A 20700-nucleotide genomic window follows, 5' to 3' on the forward strand; every position below is an offset into this window, starting at 1 on the left:
TCCAAGGACGTCGACGTCGATAGCGGTCAATCCGCTTTCGCCCAGACCTTGCCGCTCAATATCATCCTCACTCCGCCTGATTGCAGTCGCTTAGTCGCGCGGGCATACGATGCCACGATGTTCATCGAGCGAGCCTACCTAAAGCGAGAGACACTATCCGATCGCGATTTGGGGCGGCTTCGGGCCAGCCTTATCGATCAGGTGCAGCGCTATGAAGAGGCAATACGGGGTTACTCGCCCGATAAGATGCAAACACATGGGCAGCCGTTTCTTACTGGCCTTCGCCAGAAAGTCGCTGACGTTGAAGCGACGATAGCGAGGCGTGAAAACGGCAGCTAAGCGAATATTTGGTCCGTAAGCTGCCGGACCGCTCCCCACCACGACGCGACATCCGAGATCGAGCAAGCGGACACCGGAAGCTGCCGTTCGGCAACGCCCACTTGCGGACAGAGCCGCACCTAGCTGGATTGTTCTGATGCAGTGGAAGTTCGGGACAAGATCACGATCTTATCCGGGTTATGATTGCCATGTTGCGCTTGTGCCTCGGAGCGATATCGTTCCAAGTGCTCTCGAACGTACGCAATTGCCTCGTCCCGACTTACGGAGCGACCTGCGTCCTTGGAGACGTACGGATCAGGGATGAACACGTAACGGTCTACGCCGCCCCATGTTGCGGTAAACCGGATCTCTCCATCGACAGCATCAACCGTTCGCATCGAAATCCTGCCTCCTCCTCAGGCCAGCGCATTGTTACGCTGCGTCCAACATCATGCACTGCTTAGCCCGCGCATATCGATGTCCGCGATCCACCAACTCAAGGCGGTCGGCGGCTGGTTAACGCGCGATGTGTGGCTCGTCAGGCGCCATCAACGCCTTCACCCGCGCTTTCGTTTGTTCGTAGACACAGACTACGTAGGCGTAGCCTTCGCCGGTCCCGCCGAGCGCGATTGTTTCTTTGTAGCTACACTCTGCATCCCTAAACGCGATCCACGCGCGCTCTGCGACGATCAACCGCTTTGGGATCTCGGGATTATACGGCGCGGAATGCGGCCCCGGATGGTTCAAAGTGTTCAGCGCTCCGGTATAGACGTCATTTAGCCGCCGGTTGGCCGCTGCTATCGCCGCCACGGTGCAATTCGAAACTCCCTGATTGTTGGGATTGCTGTCGGAGCACGCTTTGAGCTTGGCATCGATGGCGGAGAAGTCCGCCGGCGACTGCGCCCGCGCTGGACTGCAAGCGAGCGTTGCGGATACAGCGAGGACGGCGAGCGCAACGCGTTTCAAGGTGGTTCTCCCAAGTGAGACGAGCAAGTGGCGCTTGCTACCGCGAAGCTGAATGCTTTCTGATCGGGTTTATCAAAGGTTTCAGATTAGAATCCTTTTCGGGAACGGCAGCTATCGCCAGCTTCCTCCTGAAAGCTGCCTGTCCGTTCCCCACCACGTCACGCCGTTCCCGATCGGCGGAGCCGCCGTCAAAAGCCGCCGTCAAAAGCCGCCGGTCGGCATCCGCCCACTTCCAGTCGTCAGGCCCGTCGTGCCCGGTAGGTCGCCATAATCGCACTTGCTCCCTTCCACAGGAGGCGCGCGGCCAGAGCACAGAAGATGGCAGCCAAAGCGGGTCGGGCGAACTGGATCAATTTCACCGTGGCATCCAGGCCTGCCATGCTGGCGAAGCCGTTTTCGTGCCACCCAACAAAGAACGCAAACGCAATGCTACATGGCATTTCGAGCCAAAATCGGCGTTTGCTCGGAGTGGTTCTGCTGATCACGAGCGCAGGCAACCAGAGAAGCGGCTCGACGAACGGCATCACCACGGCACCGCCAAACGAATACCAAAACGCGAATGATGGATCGATCACGCTCGCCTCTTACAATCTTCGTCCCCGAAAGATGCGCCAGAAGCGGACGGACGGCAAACCACCAAAGCCGGATGAAGAGTGCCGATCCGCATGGGCTCCGCCCTTGCGCCATGTTCTCCATATGTTCTAATTATATCGGCGGCGAAAATGAGCGTGAGTCGGATCGATGGAGCTACCAACCTGCAACGATAACGCCCTGCGCGCCGCCGCCGAGGCCGTTTACCGTTCCTGCTATCCTACGGAAGATTGGACTCCGGTCGGCTTTGATGAAGCGGAGCGATACGAGACGGTCCATTATCGCCAAGCGATCGACGCGGCCCGATCGGTCCTTGGCTCCAACCACCTGTAACGATCGACAGATGCATGGGCGTGGCGACCAATGAGGATCAATTAATTTGGAAGGCCCTCGTCGCGTTGGACGAGGTTTGCCACCGTGCCCATGAAGGCGCGATCCAGCCGACATTCGCCCTCCGCTTCGTCCTCGCTTTCCTGTTTTCACGAAGCGACGGGGATAGGCGTTCCTATGATATGTTTTGGAAGGAATGCCGCGACCCTCGGCATGGCCAAACGCAGGCGGATTACTGTCGGGGCACGTATACGCGCACGGCATGGAACGGCATCGTTCCAAGCCTCGGCATACCGCAAACGATCGACTTCATGACCAAGGTAGCAGAGGTTCGGCGGGGCAAGCGGAAGGTCGATTGAAGGTCGCCGCCGCGTTCGCACTTGCGCTCTGCCGTGCACGCGACCTGTGAGCATCCCGGAATTTTTGGAGCAAAAATCCATAGGCATAGGTAAGCACGGCCGTCAAAAGTTCTAAGACATCGTGTCTAAAACGGCCTACAATCGCAAAGCAGTCGATCTCCTACAAAGGCCTTAGGTCTACCGATACGTAAGTGATGGCGCGCCCTATGAAACGGCAAATCGCTCGATAGTGCCGATCATCAACATCGACTTGAGCACTAACCGACGCTCTACCGTTTGGCGACGATCGGAAGTATGCTTCACCTAACGCTACGGACGGTTCATTCGGTAGCTTTATGGTGACTGCCCTTTGACAAAGCCGACCTGCGTCGTCTTCGGTTATAGGTTCAGGCATCGGCGTAGCACGAACACCGCTAGCTGCGTCCTTGGCGTGAAATTGAACGGCGAACTCACGCCCACTGGCATCTTTACAGGCCACCTGTAAGGACGGATTTGTTGAAGGCCGGTCCGACATTGAAAGCAATGTATCGGTATCTAAGTCAACGCAATTGCGGTTTGTATCCATAATATCGTTTATACTTGCGGCAACCTGTACTTTGTAGCGAGCGGCATTTTCAGCAAAGCTGAAATCCAAGTCGCTTGGCTTGATCGTTCGTTTTGCGGGTGGCGTTGTGGTAATCTTGACCGGGCGTTGAACGAGGGAGCTTTCGGCTCGGCCGGGCTTCTCACGATCGCGTGCGTCGAAATATTCGAAGGTCCGCAGCGTGCCGCCCATCAACAGGCAAATGCCAATCACCGTAAGCCCCGCCGACCGATCCACGCCTTCCCCCTCCATCAAAGCCGATGCACCGGCCGATCCATAGCCTCCAATGTCCCCATAACGGGGACGTTGGCAAGGGGGCTTAGATCAAGCGCTGCTATAACGGCGGGGCAGCGAACTTGCAGCGTAGTTGGGTCGTCTCGGCTGAATACCGCATTCTTATCGATGCATTGGCCAAGGTGCGGAGGGATCGCGGTATAAGCCAGCGCGAGTTAGCTCGTCGTTTGAGCAAGCCGCCATCGTTCATCAATAAAATAGAACTTCTAGAACGCAGACTGGATATTTTGGAATTTGTCGTCATCGCCGAGGCGATGGGTGTACCGGTTGCTGATTTATTAACGGAACTGCGGTCGAAGCTTCCGAAGACCGTGAGCCTGTGACGCTGTTTCCAGTTCCTTTCATATTGATCGGCTTGAAGCGCTAGATGCATCGTATTTGGTCGCTAGGAGCCTCAACGAGAGGTCCGGTGCTCCTTTGCCTACAAAACCAAGGCTCGTTCTGATTGGAGCTGTAGGGCACCTCATAGGGCCCTGCTACGATGCCAGTGCGCGGTAGACACTAGCCCGAGCGATGCCGAGCCGCTTAGCTATCTCGCTCGGGCTAACCCCTTCGGCCTTCATCGCATTCACGGCGACGGTATCGACCGACCGCTTCCGTCCAAGGTACTTGCCCTCGCTTTTCGCCTTGGCGATCCCTTCCATTTGTCGCTCCTTGCGCAGCGCTGTTTCGAATTCGGCAAAGACACCTAGCATTTGCAGGAAGGCAACGCCCGCTGGCGTCGAAGTGTCGATAGGCTGTTCCGTGGCACGGAGGTAAGCCCCTTTGGCCTTCAACGTCGCCACGATCGTTTCCAGATCGCGTACCGACCTTGCAAGGCGGTCGATCCGAGTCACCATGAGCGTGTCGCCGGTACGAATGAAGGAAAGAACCGTCTCCAATTCCGTTCGTCCATCTGTCGTCGTGCCCGAGCGCTTTTCCGATCGAACGATCGTGCAACCGGCAGCCTTCAATGCCGCTTCCTGGATCGAGCAATCCTGCTCTGCGCTGCTTGCCCGTGCATATCCGATGATGGTCGTCATGGTGACTGTCCCAATAGGCTCTAGGAGCCGCCTAGGTATGTCTCATAATGCTCGGAGTCAAACCCTAAAGAGACGAGTCCATTGTTTCATGACGCTGTCTCGTAGGGGTATACCGATGGGGACACAAAGAGGGCTGGATTGGTCGGAAACTGCATCGGTATCGCCTTGCCCACGCAACGCGATACGATAGCTATGTTGCCGCCTACGGGGAGGACGACGATGACATACAGGTATGCGGTACTAGCCGGCTGCGCCGCACTGTCGGCTTGCTCGCCATCGACCGATATGCCGCTGGCCTCCAAAGCAAGTGCGGAATTCCATAGCAGGCTGAATGCAGGCCAATACGCCGCGATCTATGGCGCCACCGCCCCCGCGTTCAAGGCAGCTACGCCGGAGTCGAAGTTCACGCCGATATTAGAGGCCGTGCATCGCAAGCTCGGCTTGTTTAAGGATGCGAAGGTGATTGGCTGGAACGACACGGTGAACACGAACGGGCATTCGCTGTCCATTCGGTGTGCTGCCAATTACTCGAAAGGCCCTGCCGAAGAAGCGTTCGTGTTTTCCTTCGACAAGGACAAGGCTGCCGTGGTGGCGTACAACATAAACTCGACGGCATTGATTTTGCCGTAGGGGATGGCGGTGCCGGTCGCTCGCATAGATCAGCGGTTACGACCCGCATACGGTCCATGCCAGCGACGTAGAGGCGGGACGCTGTGGGCGTTACGCTAACGGCGCGCCATGGCCCCGGTACGAATATGAAACTCGAAAACTTATCCTGCTTACCAAGAGCGAGAGCCTAATTACCGTTGCATTGGCACCGGCGCAGCGGACCTCCCCGTTCTGGGGCTGCCCAATGCTCCATTCGATTTGCTAGCATTGTACAACCAGGGATCCATCGATAGCTGCTTCTCAAAAGCATTTCTTGTGGCATAATTATCCCGCTACAAATCTAAAGGACGGCTGTATGGTTGCGAGCGAGCTTGCCATTGGGGTTATTGGAGAATTTTTAAATACTGGCTTGAAGCGTGCGATATCGGCGCCCTTTCAGCGCATATCACGTCTCCAGAAGGTCGATCACGCGGCGCGGTTGAAGGCAACGACAGACCCGCTGATCGTAGCAGCTTTAGACGACTACGTCCGTGTAATCGGTTCATACCACGGCACTTACACGACGGCCGTTGACGGGTTCCTGACGGAACTTGAGTCCAGCGGCATTGTTGAAGTCATGATTGAAAATGCCCTTATCGGCCGTTCCTCGCCGAATCTTTTAGTATCCTTTTCTCAACTACATCGGTCGCACTTTCCCGGCGAACCGGACCCAATTAGCTTATACTCTAGCATGATGGCTGCATTTACCGCGTCAATGCGGGAGTCGTCGCATGATCCTATTGCATTTGTGTTAGCAAGATCAATGCAAGCGGAACTTCGCGAGCGCCTTGATAATATCGACGCATGTCTCGCATCGTCGTTACAAGTTTCCGCTGATAAGCGCTTCGATCAAGAAAGTCACCGAGAATTGCTGCTTCGAGTAGCACGCGGACTGCAACAATCATATAAGACACTCCGTATTGAGACAAACCGAGGGCCACGCAACGTTGAAATCAACCGGATTTACGTACCGTCGAGCCTTTCATTTCGCGAGAAAGAGGCGGTAGATAATCGATTAACGAAGCTCTCCAAAATTTTCTCTCAATTCGACCCGCATCACCGGAAAGCGCAGGCCGTTACACGCCATCGCCTGGAGGAGGACGTTAAACGTTTTACCTATGGCGAATTTGCTGACATGTTTCGTCGCGCGGTGGTCCTGGGTGATCCGGGAGGTGGTAAGAGCACCCTTTGTCAAAAGTTCTGTTATGATATGGCAAAAAGTTTTTCGCTTTACCTTCAGTTTGGTGCGCAATCGACAACTTCGGCAAGTCAGAGGCGGTTGCCTATTAGGATAATTCTTCGGAAGTTTGAACAGGCCAGGTCCACAGAGCCTCAACTCACCTTGCTAAACTATATAGTCAAAGATATGCTTAATTATGTAAGCAGCGACATTTTATCTATTGAGCAGACTATAACACATCAACTTCAAGCTGGATCGGCAGTTCTTGCCTTTGACGGCCTAGACGAGATTCTCGATACCTCAATGCGGCAAGAGTTCTGCGATCTTGTTACAGCGTTATGCAATCAATTTCCCTTATGCCCCGTCCTTGTAACTTCTCGATTTGTTGGATACGACGATGCGCGGCTTGCAGATGAGTTTGAAGAGTTTGTTCTAGAAAAGTTCGATGATCCAGAAATTGAGTCATACGTTGGTAAGTTTATGATGGTCGTTGGCGGCAAGACCAAGGCGGAAGCGAATTCTTCTTCATCAAGGTTTATTGAACAAACAAAGGATGCGGGTGCTGATTTGCGACGCAATCCACTTATGTTGGGGCTGATGGGATGGTTGTTCCTGAATAATGACGATATTCCATCAAACAGGCCGGAAATTTACAAAGAGTGTGCGACACTCATGTTCGAAAGATGGGATCAAAAGCGCGGAATTATCGCCGATGACATGAGCGAATTTGACCGATCTCAACTCTTTATCCACCTCGCATCACAGATTTATGGTCACCCTAAATTAGCTGCCGGTGTTTCGAAAGAGTGGCTTCAAAACTCGCTGCGCAGCGCTTTTTTCGAGCTGTACGAGAGCAATGCGAAGGCGTTTGCATCGTCAAAGACATTTGTAAAATTCATTACTGGACGTGCGTGGATAATGTCTGAAGTGGGTGGAAGTGTTTTTGCTTTCACTCATCAAACCTTTTTAGAATACTTTTTCGCTAGATATTTAGAGGATAAGTTTGATGCAATCGCGATGCTATTGCGCGAATTGAAGCCGCGTATTATTAAGAGTGAGTGGAATGAGGTCACGCACTTGGCCTTGCAGATTAAAACATACAGAAGTTTGCGAAAACAGGAAGAGGCGCTCGGCTGGCTAACTGCCACAATTAAGTCGAGCAGGAATGCGCTACAGCGGCAGGCAATACTAAGCTTCTCGGCGCGATCATTAGAGTACCTTAATCCTGCAGAAGCCAAAATCTCTTCTTTCTTAAACGACGTATCACCGATAATTCTCGAAAGAGCATCAGAAGGTAAAGCGGAATCATTGGCGTTCTTCGGATTGGCAGCACATGCTGCAAGAGACCGTCGTTCATTTATACATCAAAAGATTACTGAATTAATCAAAGCTGCATTCATTTCGAATGCCAATGGACCACTTCATCTTGCGCTAACCCGCTACATTGGAAACCAAGCGATGTATGTTCGTCAAATGACGAGCGACAACTACGCCACTCATCTTCCCACAGATCTGCGTATTGATTTAATGGAGCAGTTGTCTTGCTACATAATCGATAAGTCTCTTCAAGATGAAGCCTATGCAAGAATAGCGTGGCAGTGGTACGCGCATGTAAGCGATACGACTATCGGTGAAAACCGGCTTTCTCTAATGTACAATAGTCCTTATCTCGGTTCATTCGGCGGAATAGACGGTCTGTCAAGCGTTGCTATTCGTGCTTCGGACGTAATGAATTACAATCAAAGGCATTCTGTCCTTAGTAAGGAGGCGGCGCGGAAGATGATGTCACAGTTAGGTGGCCAAATCGTCTCCCTACTTCCCCTAAATCCGAGTTTATTCAACACCGGAAATACACATGGCCGAGTGCATGTCGACTTTTGGAAGCAGGCGGTGTCGAATGTTGATGATGACAAGGTAGCGTTAGGGATTTGCGTTGTAGCTTTGCTAAATGCTGAACGGACGGTAGACGCCCGGCTTTCATCGAAAGCTCCAGCCAAAGCCGATGTTCGTGATTGGGTTGAAAAGTGGCTTAAAAAGTCAAATTTCGCGAATAAGCGACGTTTTCAAGAATTGGCTCGGGTACTAGACGGTGGCGATTTCCTGTTTGCGGATCGTCAGCCCGACGGTACTATCCACAACGAGGAGCCTGCATAATAGCACAAAGCCATATACTTCTCGCTAATGAGCAATGATCCGTGTTCATCGACGCCCGGATGGCGTCAAGCGCTAACGAGAACGCCTTTCGGTGCGCCATGCGATGGCAATTTGGCGCACCGGAGTGCCAAATCCGTTAACTTCGTCTTTGTGCCCGCAGCCAGCGTATGCACCGGCGGTGTGTGGTGAACCTCGATATATCCCAAGCCTAGCTCGCCGTAGGCTCCATTAAAATCGAAGCCGCATACCTCACAAGACAACGATCCCGCCGCCGCTGCCGCCTTACGCTTCTCCCTGACCAAGATTGGATCGCGTTCATAGCGCTTGTGGAGGCGCATGATGAAGCCGCCCTCTCACCCTCATAGGGATCGGCAACAGGGAGCCTGGAAATATCGTCGGCATCGGCCAACCCAGCCGCTAGGCGAATTTCCTCTGCATCGGCTGCTAAGAGCTCTCGACGCCCCGCAAATTCCGCTCATACGATCTTTTCGAGCTTGCCGCCCAATTGCATTCCCACCTTGCCCTGTATGGTGAAGGCAGGATCAAGCGCCCGCAGATTCATCATTTTAAGGTAGACGCCATTCTCATTCCGCGACGTAGGGGTGGCGCTTACCCCGTTAAGGCGATGCAGCTTGTTCAGGAGCGCCGATAGCTCGGCCACGGCGAGGCTGCTCTTGTGGGGCGGATTAGCTGGATTGGTGAGGTAAAGATCGAGAGCAAGAATGAGTTCGTCGCGCGACCAAGGTGGATTGCGAGGCGGCTTATCCATGCCACCAACGTATCGCGCGTTGAAGCATTAGGCGAGCAAATCCCACCTGCTCCTACCGCGAGACAAAACTGTGAGACAATCTCGCCCTACTCCCTGCTAAGTCATTGAAAAGCTTAGCCTGGTGACCCCTACGGGAATTGTCACCGCCAAGGGGTATAGAAGCGGCATCGAGATAAGCCGACCGGTCGCAGCAAAAAATAAATCTGGTGGATCAATCTGCTACGTTCTTATGCTACGTAGCGGATAGCCTTCCGGCACCTAAGCCTTTGAAAACAAAGGGTTTTTGTAAAATGGTCGGGGAGACAGGATTCGAACCTGCGACATCCTGCTCCCAAAGCAGGCGCGCTACCGGACTGCGCCACTCCCCGACGCGAAGCGGGGCATAGCGGCATGTGCGGCGCAAAGGAAGCGCCCGTGGCTCATCGCAGCGGGCGTTTTTCGAGCTTTCTCGCCAAGGTCCGGCGGTGCATCCCCAAGCGACGGGCGGTTTCGGAAACGTTGAAGTCGCTTTCGGCCAGCGTCTTCTGGATACGCTCCCATTCGAGCGTCTTGATCGAGGTCTGACGGTCGCCGATCGGGGTTTCCACATCACCCGCCCCGCGGCCGAACGCGGCCTCGATATCGTCGGTGTTGGCGGGCTTGGCGAGATAGGAGGTCGCGCCGAGCTTCACCGCCTCGACCGCGGTGGCGATGCTCGCATAGCCGGTGAGGACGACGATCGTGGTCTCGCCGTCGCGCTCGGCCAATGTCCGGACGCAGGTAAGGCCCGAGGCCTGGCCGAGCTTCAGATCGACCACCGCATAGGCCGGGATCTCGGCTGCCAGCAACGTTTCCAGCGCCGCCGGGTCGCTCGCCACGCCCACGCGATAGCCTCGCTTTTCGAACGAGCGTTGCAGCGTGCGTGCGAAGGCGGCGTCGTCCTCGACGATGTAGAGCAGCGGCTCAGCGGCCATGGCGGCGGTCCTCGGGCAGGGCGATGGCGGCGAGCGGCAGGCGCAGCACGACTTCGGCGCCGCCCTCCGCCCGATTGCGCGCCGTCACCGATCCACCGAGCTTGCGCATCACGCTGGTGACGAGGAACAGGCCGAGGCCTGCGCCCGCGCGCGCCTTCGTGGAATGATAGGGCGAGCCGATCCCGGCCAGGATCATGGGCTTGAAGCCCGGCCCTCGATCGGTGACGGTGATCGTCAGCACGTCGCCGTCGCGGGCGAGCACGGCCGCGATCGCGTCGGGCGACACTTCGGCGGCATTGTCGAGCACGTTGAAGACCGCCTGTTGCAGCACGGTATCCGAAACGATCGGCACGTCCTCGCCAAAATCGTCGCGATAATCGGCATGCGCGAAGCCCCGCGCGGTGCGCCAATCGGCGAATACGCCGCCGAAGAAGGAACGCACGCTCGCCGCCGCCGAGGCCTCGCCGCGCGCTTCGCCCGCCGCCAGCAGGATTCCGGTGACGATCGCCTTGCAGCGTTGCACCTCGGTGCGCATCTCCTCCACCTCTGCCGCCAATTCGGGATCGCGTGCGATCCGCGGCGAACGGCGCCAGTCGCCGAGGATTACCGCCAGCGAGGAGAGCGGCGTGCCCAGTTCGTGCGCGGCGCCTGACGCGAGCAGGCCGATGCGGACGATATGGTCCTCCTCATCCGCCTGCCGCCGCAATTCGGCCAAATGCATGTCGCGCGCGCGCAGATTGCCGTCGATCCGGCGGACGAACAGCAGCAGCAGCACCGCCACGAGCGCGAAGCACACCCACATGCCCTGTACGTGCAGGTGGAACAGCGTGTCGGTATAGCCGACCGGCAGCGCCAGCGGACGATAGGCGACCGTGAGCAGCGCGAACGAAGCGGTCGTCACCCCCACCACCACCCAGGCCGACCAGCGCCGGAGCAGCACCGCACCGAGCACGACCTGGAGCAGGAAGAGCGAGACGAAGGGGTTCGTCGCCCCGCCGCTGAGATAGAGCTGCGCCGAGAGCGCGCCGATATCGAGCAGCAGCGCGACAAGCAGTTCGGTGTTGGCGATGCCGTGCCGCCAGTGCAGCCACATGATGCTGATCGCGTTGAGCGCGGCTAGCCCGGTCAGAACGCTGAGCATCGCGGTCATCGGCAACGCGACGCCGAACGCGAAGCGGGTGAGCAGGATCGTGCCGAGCTGCCCCGCGATCGCCAGCCAGCGCAACTGCATAAGCTGCAGCATGTTGCGCGACCCCGCCTCGCCGGGAGGAAGCGGCGCGGTCATCGCGGTCGGCGAAGCGCGAACAGGGCGGCGAGCGCGGACATGATGGCAAGACCATACCATGTCAGCGCGTAAACGAGATGGTTGTTGGTGAAGCGGATCACGGTGAGGCCGCCGACCGGCTGGCCCGGCCGTTCGGGGCCGGCATCGGCGTCGACGAAATAGGGGGCTGCGGGCGCGATGCCGCGCATGTGGGCGACCGCGGCGACGTCGCGCGAGAACCAGCGATCATGCGCGGGATCGTTGCTGCGCAGGAAACCGCCGCCGGGCTCGGTGATGCGGAGCAGGCCGGTGACGCTGGTCGGGCCGGCCGGAGAGGGTGGCGCCCCGTGCCCCGCGACGAAGCCGCGGTTGACGAGGACCACGAACCCGGAGGGGGTGCGGAGCGGGGTCATCACCCACCAGCCGGGGCCGCGATCGGTGCTCGCCTGGACGAGCGTCTGGCGCGTGCCGTCATAGATGCCGTCGACGCGAACGTGACGATAGGCGTCATGCGCCGCGTCGATCGCGGGCCACGCGGCAGGGCCGGGCGCCGCGGCGGGCGGCGCGTGCACCCGCGTCTCGACTGCCGCGATCAGCGCCAGCTTCCACGTCCGCCGGTGCACCTGCCAGGTGCCGAGCGCGACGAACCCCGCCAGCGCCAGAAGCGCAAGCGATGCGGCGACGATGCGCCGCACCGGGCTCACTCGATATGGTCCATCACCTGCGCCGTCGGCATCATGTTGGCGTTCATGTGGTACATCACCCACAGCGAACCCGAGAGCGAGATGCCGACCACGACGAGCGTGAAGAGCAGCGCCATCATCGACCAGCCCCCCTCCGCCCGGCGGTTCATGTGCAGGAAGAAGATCATGTGGACGATCACCTGGACGATCGCGAAGCCCATGATGACGAGAGCGGTGGCCGCGTTCGACAGCGGATGGGTCATCACCAGCCAGAACGGGATCGCGGTCAGGATCGCGGCGAGGACGAAGCCGATCCAGTAACCCTTGCGCGAGCCGTGCGCCTCTTCGTCGTCATGATGGCCATGCGCATCGACATGGCCCGGGTTGGTGTCGTGATGCGCGCTCATCGCAGCATTCCCATCAGGTAGACGAAGGTGAAGACGCCGATCCAGATCACGTCGAGAAAATGCCAGAACAGGCTGAGGCACATCAGTCGCCGCCGGTTGGCGGGGATCAGGCCCTTCATCTGCACCTGCACCATCAGCGTCACCAGCCAGATGATGCCGAAGGTGACGTGCAGCCCGTGCGTGCCGACCAGGGTGAAGAAGGACGACAGGAACGCGCTGCGCTGCGGCCCGGCGCCTTCGTGGATCAGGCCGTGGAATTCGTACATCTCGATCGAGAGGAAGGCGAGGCCGAACAGCGCCGTCACCGCAAGCCAGCACTGCGTGGCGCCGCGCTTGCCGTCGGTCATCGCCAGCATCGCGAACCCATAAGTGATCGACGACAGCAGCAGCATCGTGGTGTTGACTGCCACCAGCGGCAGCTCGAACAGCTCGCGGGGGCCGGGGCCACCCGCATAGCTGGTGCCGAGTACGCCATAGGTGGCGAACAGCATCGCGAAGATGAGGCAATCGCTCATCAGATAGATCCAGAAGCCGAGCATCGTGCTCGCGCCCTCGGGATGGTCGTGCTCCTCCACCAGATGGAACACGTCGCGGCGTTCCTCCGCCGTCGAGCCCGTCGTGTCGGCTACGGTCGCGCTCATGCGATCGCTCCCGCCGTCAGCAGGCGGGTGCGCGCACCCTCCGTGGCGATCACCTCGTCGACCGGGATGTGGTAATCACGCTTATAGTTGAACGTGTGGCCGATCGCGGTGGCGAGCAGCCCGACGAAGCTGATCGCGACGAGCCACCACACATACCAGATCATGCCGACGCCGAACGCCACGCTGAAGCCCGCCAGGATCATGCCCGCGCCGGTGTTGCGCGGCATGTGGATCGGCTTGAAGCCCGAGGTCGGCCGAACATAGCCGCGCGCCTTCATGTCCGCCCAGGCATCGCCGTCATGCACGACGGGCGAGAAGGCGAAGTTGTAGTCGGGCGGCGGCGACGAGGTCGCCCATTCGAGCGTGCGGCCATTCCAAGGATCGCCCGTCACGTCGCGCAGGCTCTCGCGGTCGCGGATGCTGACATAGAATTGCATGAGCATCGCCCCGATTCCCACCGCCACCAGAAACGCCCCGAACGCGGCGATCACGAACCAGATCTGGAGCGAGGGATCGTCGAAGGTGCGCAGTCTGCGGGTGACGCCCATCAGCCCCAGCACGTAGAGCGGCATGAACGCGAAGTAGAAGCCCGACACCCAGCTCCAGAACGACACCTTGCCCCAGAATTCGTTGAGCTTGAAGCCGAACGCCTTGGGCCACCAATAGTTGATCCCGGCGAAGATGCCGAACAGCACGCCGCCGATGATGACGTTGTGGAAATGCGCCACCAGGAACAGCGAATTGTGGAGCACGAAGTCGGCAGGCGGCACGGCGAGCAGCACGCCTGTCATGCCGCCGATCACGAACGTGACCATGAAGGCTATCGTCCACATCATCGGCAGTTCGAACCGGATCCGCCCACGGTACATGGTGAACAGCCAGTTGAAGATCTTCGCCCCCGTGGGGATCGAGATCACCATCGTGGTGATGCCGAAGAACGAGTTGACGCTGGCACCCGATCCCATGGTGAAGAAATGGTGCAGCCATACGACATAGGCGAGAAGCGTGATGACGAAGGTGGCATAGACCATCGATGTATAGCCGAAGAGGCGCTTGCTGCAGAAGGTCGAGGTGACCTCGCTGAAGATGCCGAACGCGGGCAGGATCAGGATGTACACCTCCGGGTGACCCCAGATCCAGATCAGGTTCACGTACATCATCGGGTTGCCGCCCAGCGTGTTCGTGAAGAAGTTGGTGCCGGCATAGCGGTCGAGCGTCAACAGCGCGAGCACCGCGGTGAGCACCGGAAACGCGGCCACGATCAGCACGTTGGTGCACAAGGACGTCCAGCAGAAGATCGGCATCTTCATCATGGTCATGCCGGGTGCACGCATCTTCACGATCGTCGCGATCAGGTTGACCCCCGACAGCAAGGTGCCGACGCCCGCGATCTGGAGCGCCCAGATATAATAATCGACACCGACGCCGGGGCTGTAGCTGATCCCCGACAAGGGCGGCATCGCGAGCCAGCCGGTCTGCGCGAATTCGCCGACGAACAGACTCATCATCACGATCACCGCGCCGCCCGCGGTCATCCAGAAGCTGAAATTATTGAGGAACGGGAACGAGACGTCGCGCGCGCCGATCTGGAGCGGCACGACATAGTTCATCAACCCGGTGACGAACGGCATCGCCACGAAGAAGATCATGATGACGCCGTGCGCGGTGAACACCTGATCGTAATGGTGAGCGTTGAGATAGCCCTCGGATCCGCCGAACGCCATCGCCTGCTGCGCGCGCATCATGATCGCGTCGGAAAAGCCGCGCAGCAGCATCACGACGCCGAGGATCATGTACATGATCCCGATGCGCTTATGGTCCACGGTCGTGAACCATTCCTTCCAGAGATAGCCCCAGAGCTTGAAATAGGTGAGCGCCGCCAGCAGCGCGGCGCCGCCGAGCGCCACCGCAACGAACGTGCCGACCACGATCGGTTCGTGAAGCGGCAGCGATTCCAGCGTGAAGCGGCCGAAGATCGGGCTGACGGAAAACGGGGAGGGTTGCATCGGGGTGGCCATCTGGAGGACGATCAGTTCGGAGTGCCGGCGCGCGGCGCCGTGGATTGGGGCGTACCCGAGCGAGCCGGCGAGGAGGGCCCGCGCTGGCGGATGTCGGTCGGATCGGCGGGCGGCGGGCCGCCGGCATCGGTGGTGGTCAGCGGCGACTTGGCGTCCTTGCCCTCGGGCCGGCCCTTGCCTTCATGCGCCACGCCTGCGGTATCGCCCGGCGCCATCTTCATCATCTCGGTCATGCACGTGGTACCCGGCTTCACGCACTGGCCGACGATCGCGTTGAACAGGCCCGGATCGATCCGGCCGAAGCGGAGCACGGGCACCTTCTCGGTGGGCTGCGACAGCACTTCGTAGCGGCTGCGGTCGAGCGTGCCCGCCGCGGCCTTGTTGCGCGCGACCCAGGCCGCGAAGCCGGCGTCAGTCATCCCGTAGAAGCGGAAGCGCATGTGCGAGAAGCCCGCGCCGCTATAGTTGGACGAGAAGCCTTCGTAATCGCCCGCCTTGTTGATGACGGCGTGGAGCTTCGTCTCCATCGACGGCATCGTGTAGACCATGCCGGCGAGCGTCGGGATGTAGAAGGCGTTCATCACCGATGACGAGGTGAGCCGGAACGCGATCGGGCGATCGACCGGCGCGGCCACTTCGTTCACCGTCGCGAAGCCATATTCGGGATAGATGAACAGCCACTTCCAGTCGAGCGCCACCACCTGCACCTCGAGCGGCTTGGTGTTGGCAGCGATGCCGCGGCCGGGTGCCACGCGATCGATCGGGCGATAGGGATCGAGCAGGTGGCTGCCCGTCCATGTCACCGCGCCGAGACAGATGATGATGAGCAGCGGCGCCGCCCAGATCACCAGCTCCAGCTGGGTCGAATGGTCCCATTCGGGATCGTAGCGCGCCTCGGTGTTGGCGGCGCGGTAGCGCCACGCGAACACGCCGACGAGCGCGATGACGGGCACCACGATCAACAGCATCAGCACCGTCGCGATGATCACGAGATTCTTCTGCTGGACCGCCACGTCGCCCATCGGGTTCATCACGACGAGATCGCACCCGCCGAGCAGGGCGAGCGCGCCGGTTGCGGCCAGGGTGCGGAGCAGGCGGGCAGGCTGGAACATGGTCGGGGCGCTACCCTTTTGCGCTGCGCTGCAACAGTGGACATTTTGTCCAATCCACAATCGCGGTGCGATGCGGCATAACCATCGCGGGTCCCGCCCGGGATCCGTCGTCGCCGTTGCCAGGAAGAAGTCATGACCGTCCAGATCGCCCCGACGTCCGGCACGGCCGAGCGCGATGCCCGCGCGATCAACACGCGCCACAGCGAGATCGCGCCGGGCGAGATCGCGATCGGCGTCATCATCGGGCGCACGTCGGAATTCTTCGACTTCTTCGTCTATGCGATCGCGTCGGTGCTGGTCTTCCCCAGCCTCGTCTTCCCGTATGTCGATCGCCTGACGGGCACGCTCTATGCCTTCGCGATCTTCTCGCTGGCGTTCATCGCGCGGCCGTTCGGGTCGCTGATCTTCCTCGGCATCGATCGCGCGCTGGGCCGCGGCACGAAGCTGACCATCGCGCTGTTCCTGCTCGGCGGATCGACCGCGGCGGTGGCGTTCCTGCCGGGTTACGAGACGATCGGCGTGTGGTCGGCGATCCTGCTCGCGCTGTTCCGGATCGGGCAGGGGGCCGCGCTCGGCGGCGCGTGGGATGGCCTTGCCTCGCTGCTCGCGCTGAACGCGCCCGAGCACAAGCGCGGCTGGTACGCGATGATCCCGCAGCTCGGCGCGCCGCTGGGGTTGATGGTGGCGAGCGGCCTGTTTGCCTTCTTCGTCACCACGCTGTCGAGCGCGGATTTCCTCGATTGGGGCTGGCGCTATCCCTTTTTCGTCGCGTTCGCGATCAACGTGGTGGCGCTGTTCGCGCGCCTGCGGATCGTGTCGACGCCGGATTACACCACGTTGTTCGAAAGCCGCGAGCTGCAGCCCTCGCGAGTCGTCGATACGGTGCGCAGCGACTGGCGCACGATCGTCATCGGCGCCTTCGCGCCGCTCGCGAGCTTCGCGCTGTTCCACATGGTCACGGTCTTCCCGCTCTCCTGGGTCTATTTGTTCGCGCATGAGAGTGCGGCGCGGTTCCTCGGCATCGAGGTGATCGCGGGCATCTTCGGCTTCTTCGCGGTGGTGGCATCGGGGCTCATCGCCGACCGGGTCGGGCGGCGCACGCTGCTCGGCGCGTCGGCCGCCGCGATCGCGGCGTTCAGCGGCTTCGCGCCGCAGTTGCTCAACGGCGGCACGGCGGGCGAGCTGGTGTTCATGATCGCGGGCTTCGTGCTGCTCGGGCTGGCATTCGGCCAGTCGTCGGGCGCGGTGACGGCGAACTTCGCCACCAGCCGCCGCTACACCGGCGCCGCGCTCACCTCGGACCTCGCCTGGCTGGTCGGCGCCGCCTTCGCGCCGCTGATCGCACTCGAACTCGCCAGCCATTACGGGCTGCTCGCGGCGGGCGGCTATCTGCTGTCGGGCTCGGCGGGGACGCTGATCGCGCTGTACATCAACAAGGAGCTCGCGCGCCGCTGATCGGCGGCCGTAGCCAAAAAGGGTGCGCGGGCTGCGCCCCCCGAGGACCTTCTTCCCGTCCGCGCGTTGAGCGCTCGCAACCTGCACGTCGCGAGGAACCATCATGCGTTACAAGACCCTTGGCCGCACCGGCCTGTTCGTGTCCGAACTCTGCCTTGGCACGATGACGTTCGGCGGCAAGGGCGAGATGTGGAGCAAGATCGGCACGCTCGGCCAGGATCAGGCCGACGCGCTGGTGAAGTCCGCTATCGATGGCGGCATCAACTTCCTCGACACCGCGAACGTCTATTCGGAAGGGGCGTCGGAGGAGATCACCGGGCAGGCGCTGAGGAATCTCGGCATCTCCCGGAACGAGATCGTGGTGGCCACCAAGGCGTTCGGCCAGATGGCGCCGGGCCAGAACGGCCGCGGGTCCAGCCGCTATCACTTGATCGACGCCTGCAAGGCGAGCCTCAAGCGGCTCCAGCTCGATCATATCGATCTCTACCAGCTCCACGGCTTCGACGATGCGACTCCAATCGAGGAGACGCTGCGGGCGCTCGATACGCTCGTCGAACATGGTCATGTCCGCTATATTGGCGTCTCCAACTGGGCGGCGTGGCAGATTACCAAGGCGCTGGGCATCTCCGAACGGCTGGGTCTTCACCGCTTCGCTTCGCTCCAGGCCTATTACACCATCGCCGGGCGCGATCTGGAGCGCGAACTCGTGCCGATGATGGCGTCCGAAGGCGTCGGCCTGATGGTCTGGAGCCCGCTCGCGGGCGGCTTCCTCTCGGGCAAATATGCGCGCGATCAGCAGGGCGGGGAAGGGCGTCGCGCGGCGTTCGACTTCCCGCCGGTGAACAAGGATCGCGGCTTCGATGTGATCGACGCGATCCGTCCCATCGCAGAGGCGCACGGCGCTTCGGTGGCGCAGGTGGCGCTGGCCTGGCTGCTCCATCAGAAGGCGGTGACGAGCGTGATCGTGGGCGCGAACAAGCCCGAGCAGCTCGTCGACAATCTGGGCGCGGTTGATCTGGTCCTCTCGGCGGACGATCTGGCCACGCTCGACGCGGTGAGCGCGTTGCCACCCGAATATCCCGGCTGGATGTTCGAGCGGCAGGGTCAGGGCCGCCGCGATCAGCTCGCGACCGGACGCCGCGACTGAACCATCCGTTTCGATCCGCCTCATTCCTGCAGGAGCGCGCATGCCCGGCACCGACATCATGACCCATCTCGAAGTGATCCTTCGCCCCGATCCGTCGCGCACGGTGCTTCGGCCGTTCGATCTGTCCGATCCGGACGGCTTCCGCGTGGAGGGGCATAGCCGTGCCCAGCGGATCGTCGATCGCGTCATGACGCTGGACGCGGCGGATCTGGCGTTCGAGCTCGAGCGAGTCGTGGGGGCGCTCAACAGCCGCCATCGCCATGTCGAGGCGGTGTTGCTTCGCCGCTTCGACGAGGTGCAGGGGCTGACGATCGATCCCGACACGCTCGACCGCGATCACAAGCTGCTGATCGGCGCCTATTTCACCGAGGAATATTCGTTCGAAGCGGCGGCGCTGTTCAACCCGAGCATCGTTCCCGCCACCGACCAGTCCGGCGTTCCCGAGGGCGCTCTTCGCTTTGCGATGTCGCTGCGCGGGATCGGCGAGGGCCATGTCTCATCGGTCACCTTCCGCACGGGTGTCTGGTCGGCCGACGGAACGGTGACGATCGACCGTGTCAGCGACACGGTCGTCGCGCCGCAGATCCTGGCGGCGAACGGCGATGGCGAGGATACCGTCGTCTGCATCCGCTGCGAGGGCAGCGAGGATCCGTCGGAGACGGTGTTGTTCCCGGTGACGCCGAGCCAGCGGCAGGGGATCGAGGATCTGCGCATGGTCCGCTTCGTGGAGGATGACGGCGAGGTCCATTATCTCGGCACCTACACCGCGTTCAGCGGCAGCGCGGCGCGGTCCGAAATGCTGCACGCGCAGGATTTCCGCAATTTCGAGATGCGGGCGCTGAAGGGTGCCGCCGCGCAGTCCAAGGGCATGGCGCTGTTTCCGCGCAAGATCGGTGGTCGCTATGCGATGCTGGGGCGGCAGGACAACGAGAATGTCTGGCTGCTCATGTCCGACGATCTCTACACCTGGGAAACGGGCGAGAAGCTCATCACGCCCAAATGGCCTTGGGAGTTCGTCCAGATGGGCAATTGCGGTTCGCCGATCGAGATCGAAGAGGGCTGGCTGGTGCTCACCCACGGCGTCGGCACGGTGCGCACCTATTGCATGGGGGCGGCACTGCTCGACAAGGACGATCCGTCCAAGGTGCTGAAGCGGATGACGCTGCCCCTGGTCCATCCCAGCCCCAAGGAACGCGACGGCTATGTGCCGAACGTCGTCTATAGCTGCGGCGCGCTGGTTCACGATCGCACGCTGCTGCTCCCTTATGGCGTCGCCGACAATTTCGCGACCTTCGCGAGTGTGAAGCTCGACGCGCTACTCGACGCCATGGCGTGATCCGGAACGCTCAGGCCGGTTCGGCCGTTCGGCGCGACATGGATCAACACAGGATGGCGATAATGAAAAGCATCTTTCTTCTCGGCCTGGCATCGGCCGCCCTACTCTCCACCGGCGCGATCGCGCGGCAGGTCAGCGACACCGACAATACGGGTCATGCCCAGCCCGCCGGCGCGCCCGGCGTGGCAGCGGCCAATGCCGTCTCCGCGGCGCAGAGCCAGCAACAGGCCGCCGCGACGGACGCGGTCAACGCCGCCGTCCAGGGCAGCGCGGATCAGGACATGGCGGCATACCGCCAGGCAGTGATGGCGAACCATCGCATCGCCGCCAACGACGCACGCGTCTATGCGCACCAGCAGCGCGCCTATGCCGATGCCATGATGGCTTGGCGCGCGCAGGTCGAGGCTTGCCACAAGGGCCATCCGGCGGCGTGCAACGCGCCGAGCCCGAACCCTGCGGACTTCTGGTAA

At 60.4% G+C, this 20700-nt stretch carries 21 protein-coding genes and 1 tRNA gene; 9 read left to right on the top strand and 13 right to left on the bottom strand.

What is annotated here, in order from left to right:
- Positions 1 to 339 (top strand): hypothetical protein (locus OXQ95_RS15225; protein WP_267382302.1); only part of this gene is annotated, 339 nt, incomplete at its 5' end.
- 495 nt (positions 340 to 834) lie between these two features.
- On the opposite strand, the gene OXQ95_RS15230 is transcribed toward OXQ95_RS15225, so the two are convergent.
- Together OXQ95_RS15230 and OXQ95_RS15235 are read right to left on the bottom strand one after the other, a co-directional pair.
- On the bottom strand, positions 835 to 1284 hold the full coding sequence (locus OXQ95_RS15230; RefSeq protein WP_267382304.1) for a lysozyme inhibitor LprI family protein: 450 nt from the start codon (positions 1282 to 1284) through the stop codon (positions 835 to 837).
- Positions 1285 to 1523: 239 nt separating this feature from the next.
- Positions 1524 to 1859, bottom strand: a complete 336-nt coding sequence (locus OXQ95_RS15235) for a hypothetical protein (protein WP_267382306.1) — start codon at positions 1857 to 1859, stop codon at positions 1524 to 1526.
- Positions 1860 to 2222: 363 nt separating this feature from the next.
- On the opposite strand from OXQ95_RS15235, the gene OXQ95_RS15245 reads away from it, so the two are divergent.
- On the top strand, positions 2223 to 2564 hold the full coding sequence (locus OXQ95_RS15245; RefSeq protein ID WP_267382310.1) for a hypothetical protein: 342 nt from the start codon (positions 2223 to 2225) through the stop codon (positions 2562 to 2564).
- 160 nt (positions 2565 to 2724) lie between these two features.
- Here OXQ95_RS15245 and OXQ95_RS15250 read toward each other — a convergent pair whose 3' ends face one another.
- A complete protein-coding gene (locus tag OXQ95_RS15250) occupies positions 2725 to 3384 on the bottom strand; it encodes a hypothetical protein (protein ID WP_267382311.1) in 660 nt (219 codons plus the stop codon).
- 119 nt (positions 3385 to 3503) lie between these two features.
- Here OXQ95_RS15250 and OXQ95_RS15255 point away from each other — a divergent pair, with 119 nt between their 5' ends.
- A complete protein-coding gene (locus OXQ95_RS15255; RefSeq protein ID WP_267382312.1) occupies positions 3504 to 3764 on the top strand; it encodes a helix-turn-helix transcriptional regulator in 261 nt (86 codons plus the stop codon).
- 153 nt (positions 3765 to 3917) lie between these two features.
- Here OXQ95_RS15255 and OXQ95_RS15260 read toward each other — a convergent pair whose 3' ends face one another.
- Positions 3918 to 4463, bottom strand: a complete 546-nt coding sequence (locus tag OXQ95_RS15260) for a recombinase family protein (protein WP_267382314.1) — start codon at positions 4461 to 4463, stop codon at positions 3918 to 3920.
- A gap of 219 nt (positions 4464 to 4682) precedes the next feature.
- On the opposite strand from OXQ95_RS15260, the gene OXQ95_RS15265 reads away from it, so the two are divergent.
- Positions 4683 to 5093: a hypothetical protein gene (locus OXQ95_RS15265; protein ID WP_267382316.1), complete on the top strand. Its 411-nt coding sequence runs from the start codon at positions 4683 to 4685 to the stop codon at positions 5091 to 5093.
- A gap of 334 nt (positions 5094 to 5427) precedes the next feature.
- Positions 5428 to 8445, top strand: a complete 3018-nt coding sequence (locus OXQ95_RS15270) for an NACHT domain-containing protein (RefSeq protein WP_267382318.1) — start codon at positions 5428 to 5430, stop codon at positions 8443 to 8445.
- 475 nt (positions 8446 to 8920) lie between these two features.
- On the opposite strand, the gene OXQ95_RS15275 is transcribed toward OXQ95_RS15270, so the two are convergent.
- The 9 genes from OXQ95_RS15275 to cyoA all read right to left on the bottom strand — a co-directional run bounded on the left by OXQ95_RS15275 (position 8921) and on the right by cyoA (position 16292).
- Positions 8921 to 9214, bottom strand: coding sequence for a hypothetical protein (locus OXQ95_RS15275; RefSeq protein WP_267382320.1), 294 nt, complete (start codon positions 9212 to 9214; stop codon positions 8921 to 8923).
- A 291-nt stretch (positions 9215 to 9505) separates the two neighbouring features.
- A tRNA-Pro gene (locus tag OXQ95_RS15280) sits at positions 9506 to 9582 on the bottom strand.
- 51 nt (positions 9583 to 9633) lie between these two features.
- Entirely contained in the window at positions 9634 to 10167 is a 534-nt protein-coding gene (locus tag OXQ95_RS15285; protein ID WP_267382322.1) for a response regulator transcription factor, read from the bottom strand.
- The gene (locus OXQ95_RS15290; RefSeq protein WP_267382324.1) at positions 10157 to 11452 is read right to left on the bottom strand and encodes an ATP-binding protein; all 1296 of its coding nucleotides are present in this window, start codon (positions 11450 to 11452) and stop codon (positions 10157 to 10159) included. The genes OXQ95_RS15285 and OXQ95_RS15290 overlap by 11 nt, the downstream gene beginning before the upstream one ends.
- A complete protein-coding gene (locus OXQ95_RS15295) occupies positions 11449 to 12126 on the bottom strand; it encodes an SURF1 family protein (RefSeq protein ID WP_267382326.1) in 678 nt (225 codons plus the stop codon). Before OXQ95_RS15295 ends, OXQ95_RS15290 begins: the two co-directional genes overlap by 4 nt.
- Positions 12127 to 12131: 5 nt before the next feature.
- Positions 12132 to 12521 carry a cytochrome o ubiquinol oxidase subunit IV gene (cyoD, locus tag OXQ95_RS15300; RefSeq protein ID WP_267382328.1) on the bottom strand — a complete coding sequence of 130 codons (390 nt, stop codon included), beginning with the start codon at positions 12519 to 12521 and terminating at the stop codon, positions 12132 to 12134.
- Complete coding sequence (gene cyoC / locus OXQ95_RS15305; RefSeq protein WP_267382330.1) at positions 12518 to 13162, bottom strand: cytochrome o ubiquinol oxidase subunit III; 645 nt, start codon at positions 13160 to 13162, stop codon at positions 12518 to 12520. Before cyoC ends, cyoD begins: the two co-directional genes overlap by 4 nt.
- Positions 13159 to 15168: a cytochrome o ubiquinol oxidase subunit I gene (gene cyoB, locus OXQ95_RS15310; RefSeq protein ID WP_267382332.1), complete on the bottom strand. Its 2010-nt coding sequence runs from the start codon at positions 15166 to 15168 to the stop codon at positions 13159 to 13161. The genes cyoC and cyoB overlap by 4 nt, the downstream gene beginning before the upstream one ends.
- A gap of 23 nt (positions 15169 to 15191) precedes the next feature.
- Positions 15192 to 16292, bottom strand: coding sequence for a ubiquinol oxidase subunit II (gene cyoA / locus OXQ95_RS15315; protein ID WP_267382334.1), 1101 nt, complete (start codon positions 16290 to 16292; stop codon positions 15192 to 15194).
- Between the two features lie 132 nt (positions 16293 to 16424).
- Here cyoA and OXQ95_RS15320 point away from each other — a divergent pair, with 132 nt between their 5' ends.
- The 4 genes from OXQ95_RS15320 (at position 16425) to OXQ95_RS15335 (ending at position 20700) form a co-directional block, all read left to right on the top strand.
- Positions 16425 to 17747: an MFS transporter gene (locus OXQ95_RS15320; protein ID WP_242095772.1), complete on the top strand. Its 1323-nt coding sequence runs from the start codon at positions 16425 to 16427 to the stop codon at positions 17745 to 17747.
- 103 nt (positions 17748 to 17850) lie between these two features.
- Positions 17851 to 18894 carry an aldo/keto reductase gene (locus OXQ95_RS15325; protein ID WP_267382336.1) on the top strand — a complete coding sequence of 348 codons (1044 nt, stop codon included), beginning with the start codon at positions 17851 to 17853 and terminating at the stop codon, positions 18892 to 18894.
- Between the two features lie 40 nt (positions 18895 to 18934).
- Positions 18935 to 20230: a glycoside hydrolase family 130 protein gene (locus OXQ95_RS15330; protein ID WP_267382338.1), complete on the top strand. Its 1296-nt coding sequence runs from the start codon at positions 18935 to 18937 to the stop codon at positions 20228 to 20230.
- Positions 20231 to 20292: 62 nt separating this feature from the next.
- A complete protein-coding gene (locus tag OXQ95_RS15335) occupies positions 20293 to 20700 on the top strand; it encodes a hypothetical protein (protein WP_267382340.1) in 408 nt (135 codons plus the stop codon).

This window comes from Sphingomonas sp. GC_Shp_6 (genome assembly GCF_026540835.1).
Classification (GTDB): domain Bacteria; phylum Pseudomonadota; class Alphaproteobacteria; order Sphingomonadales; family Sphingomonadaceae; genus Sphingomonas.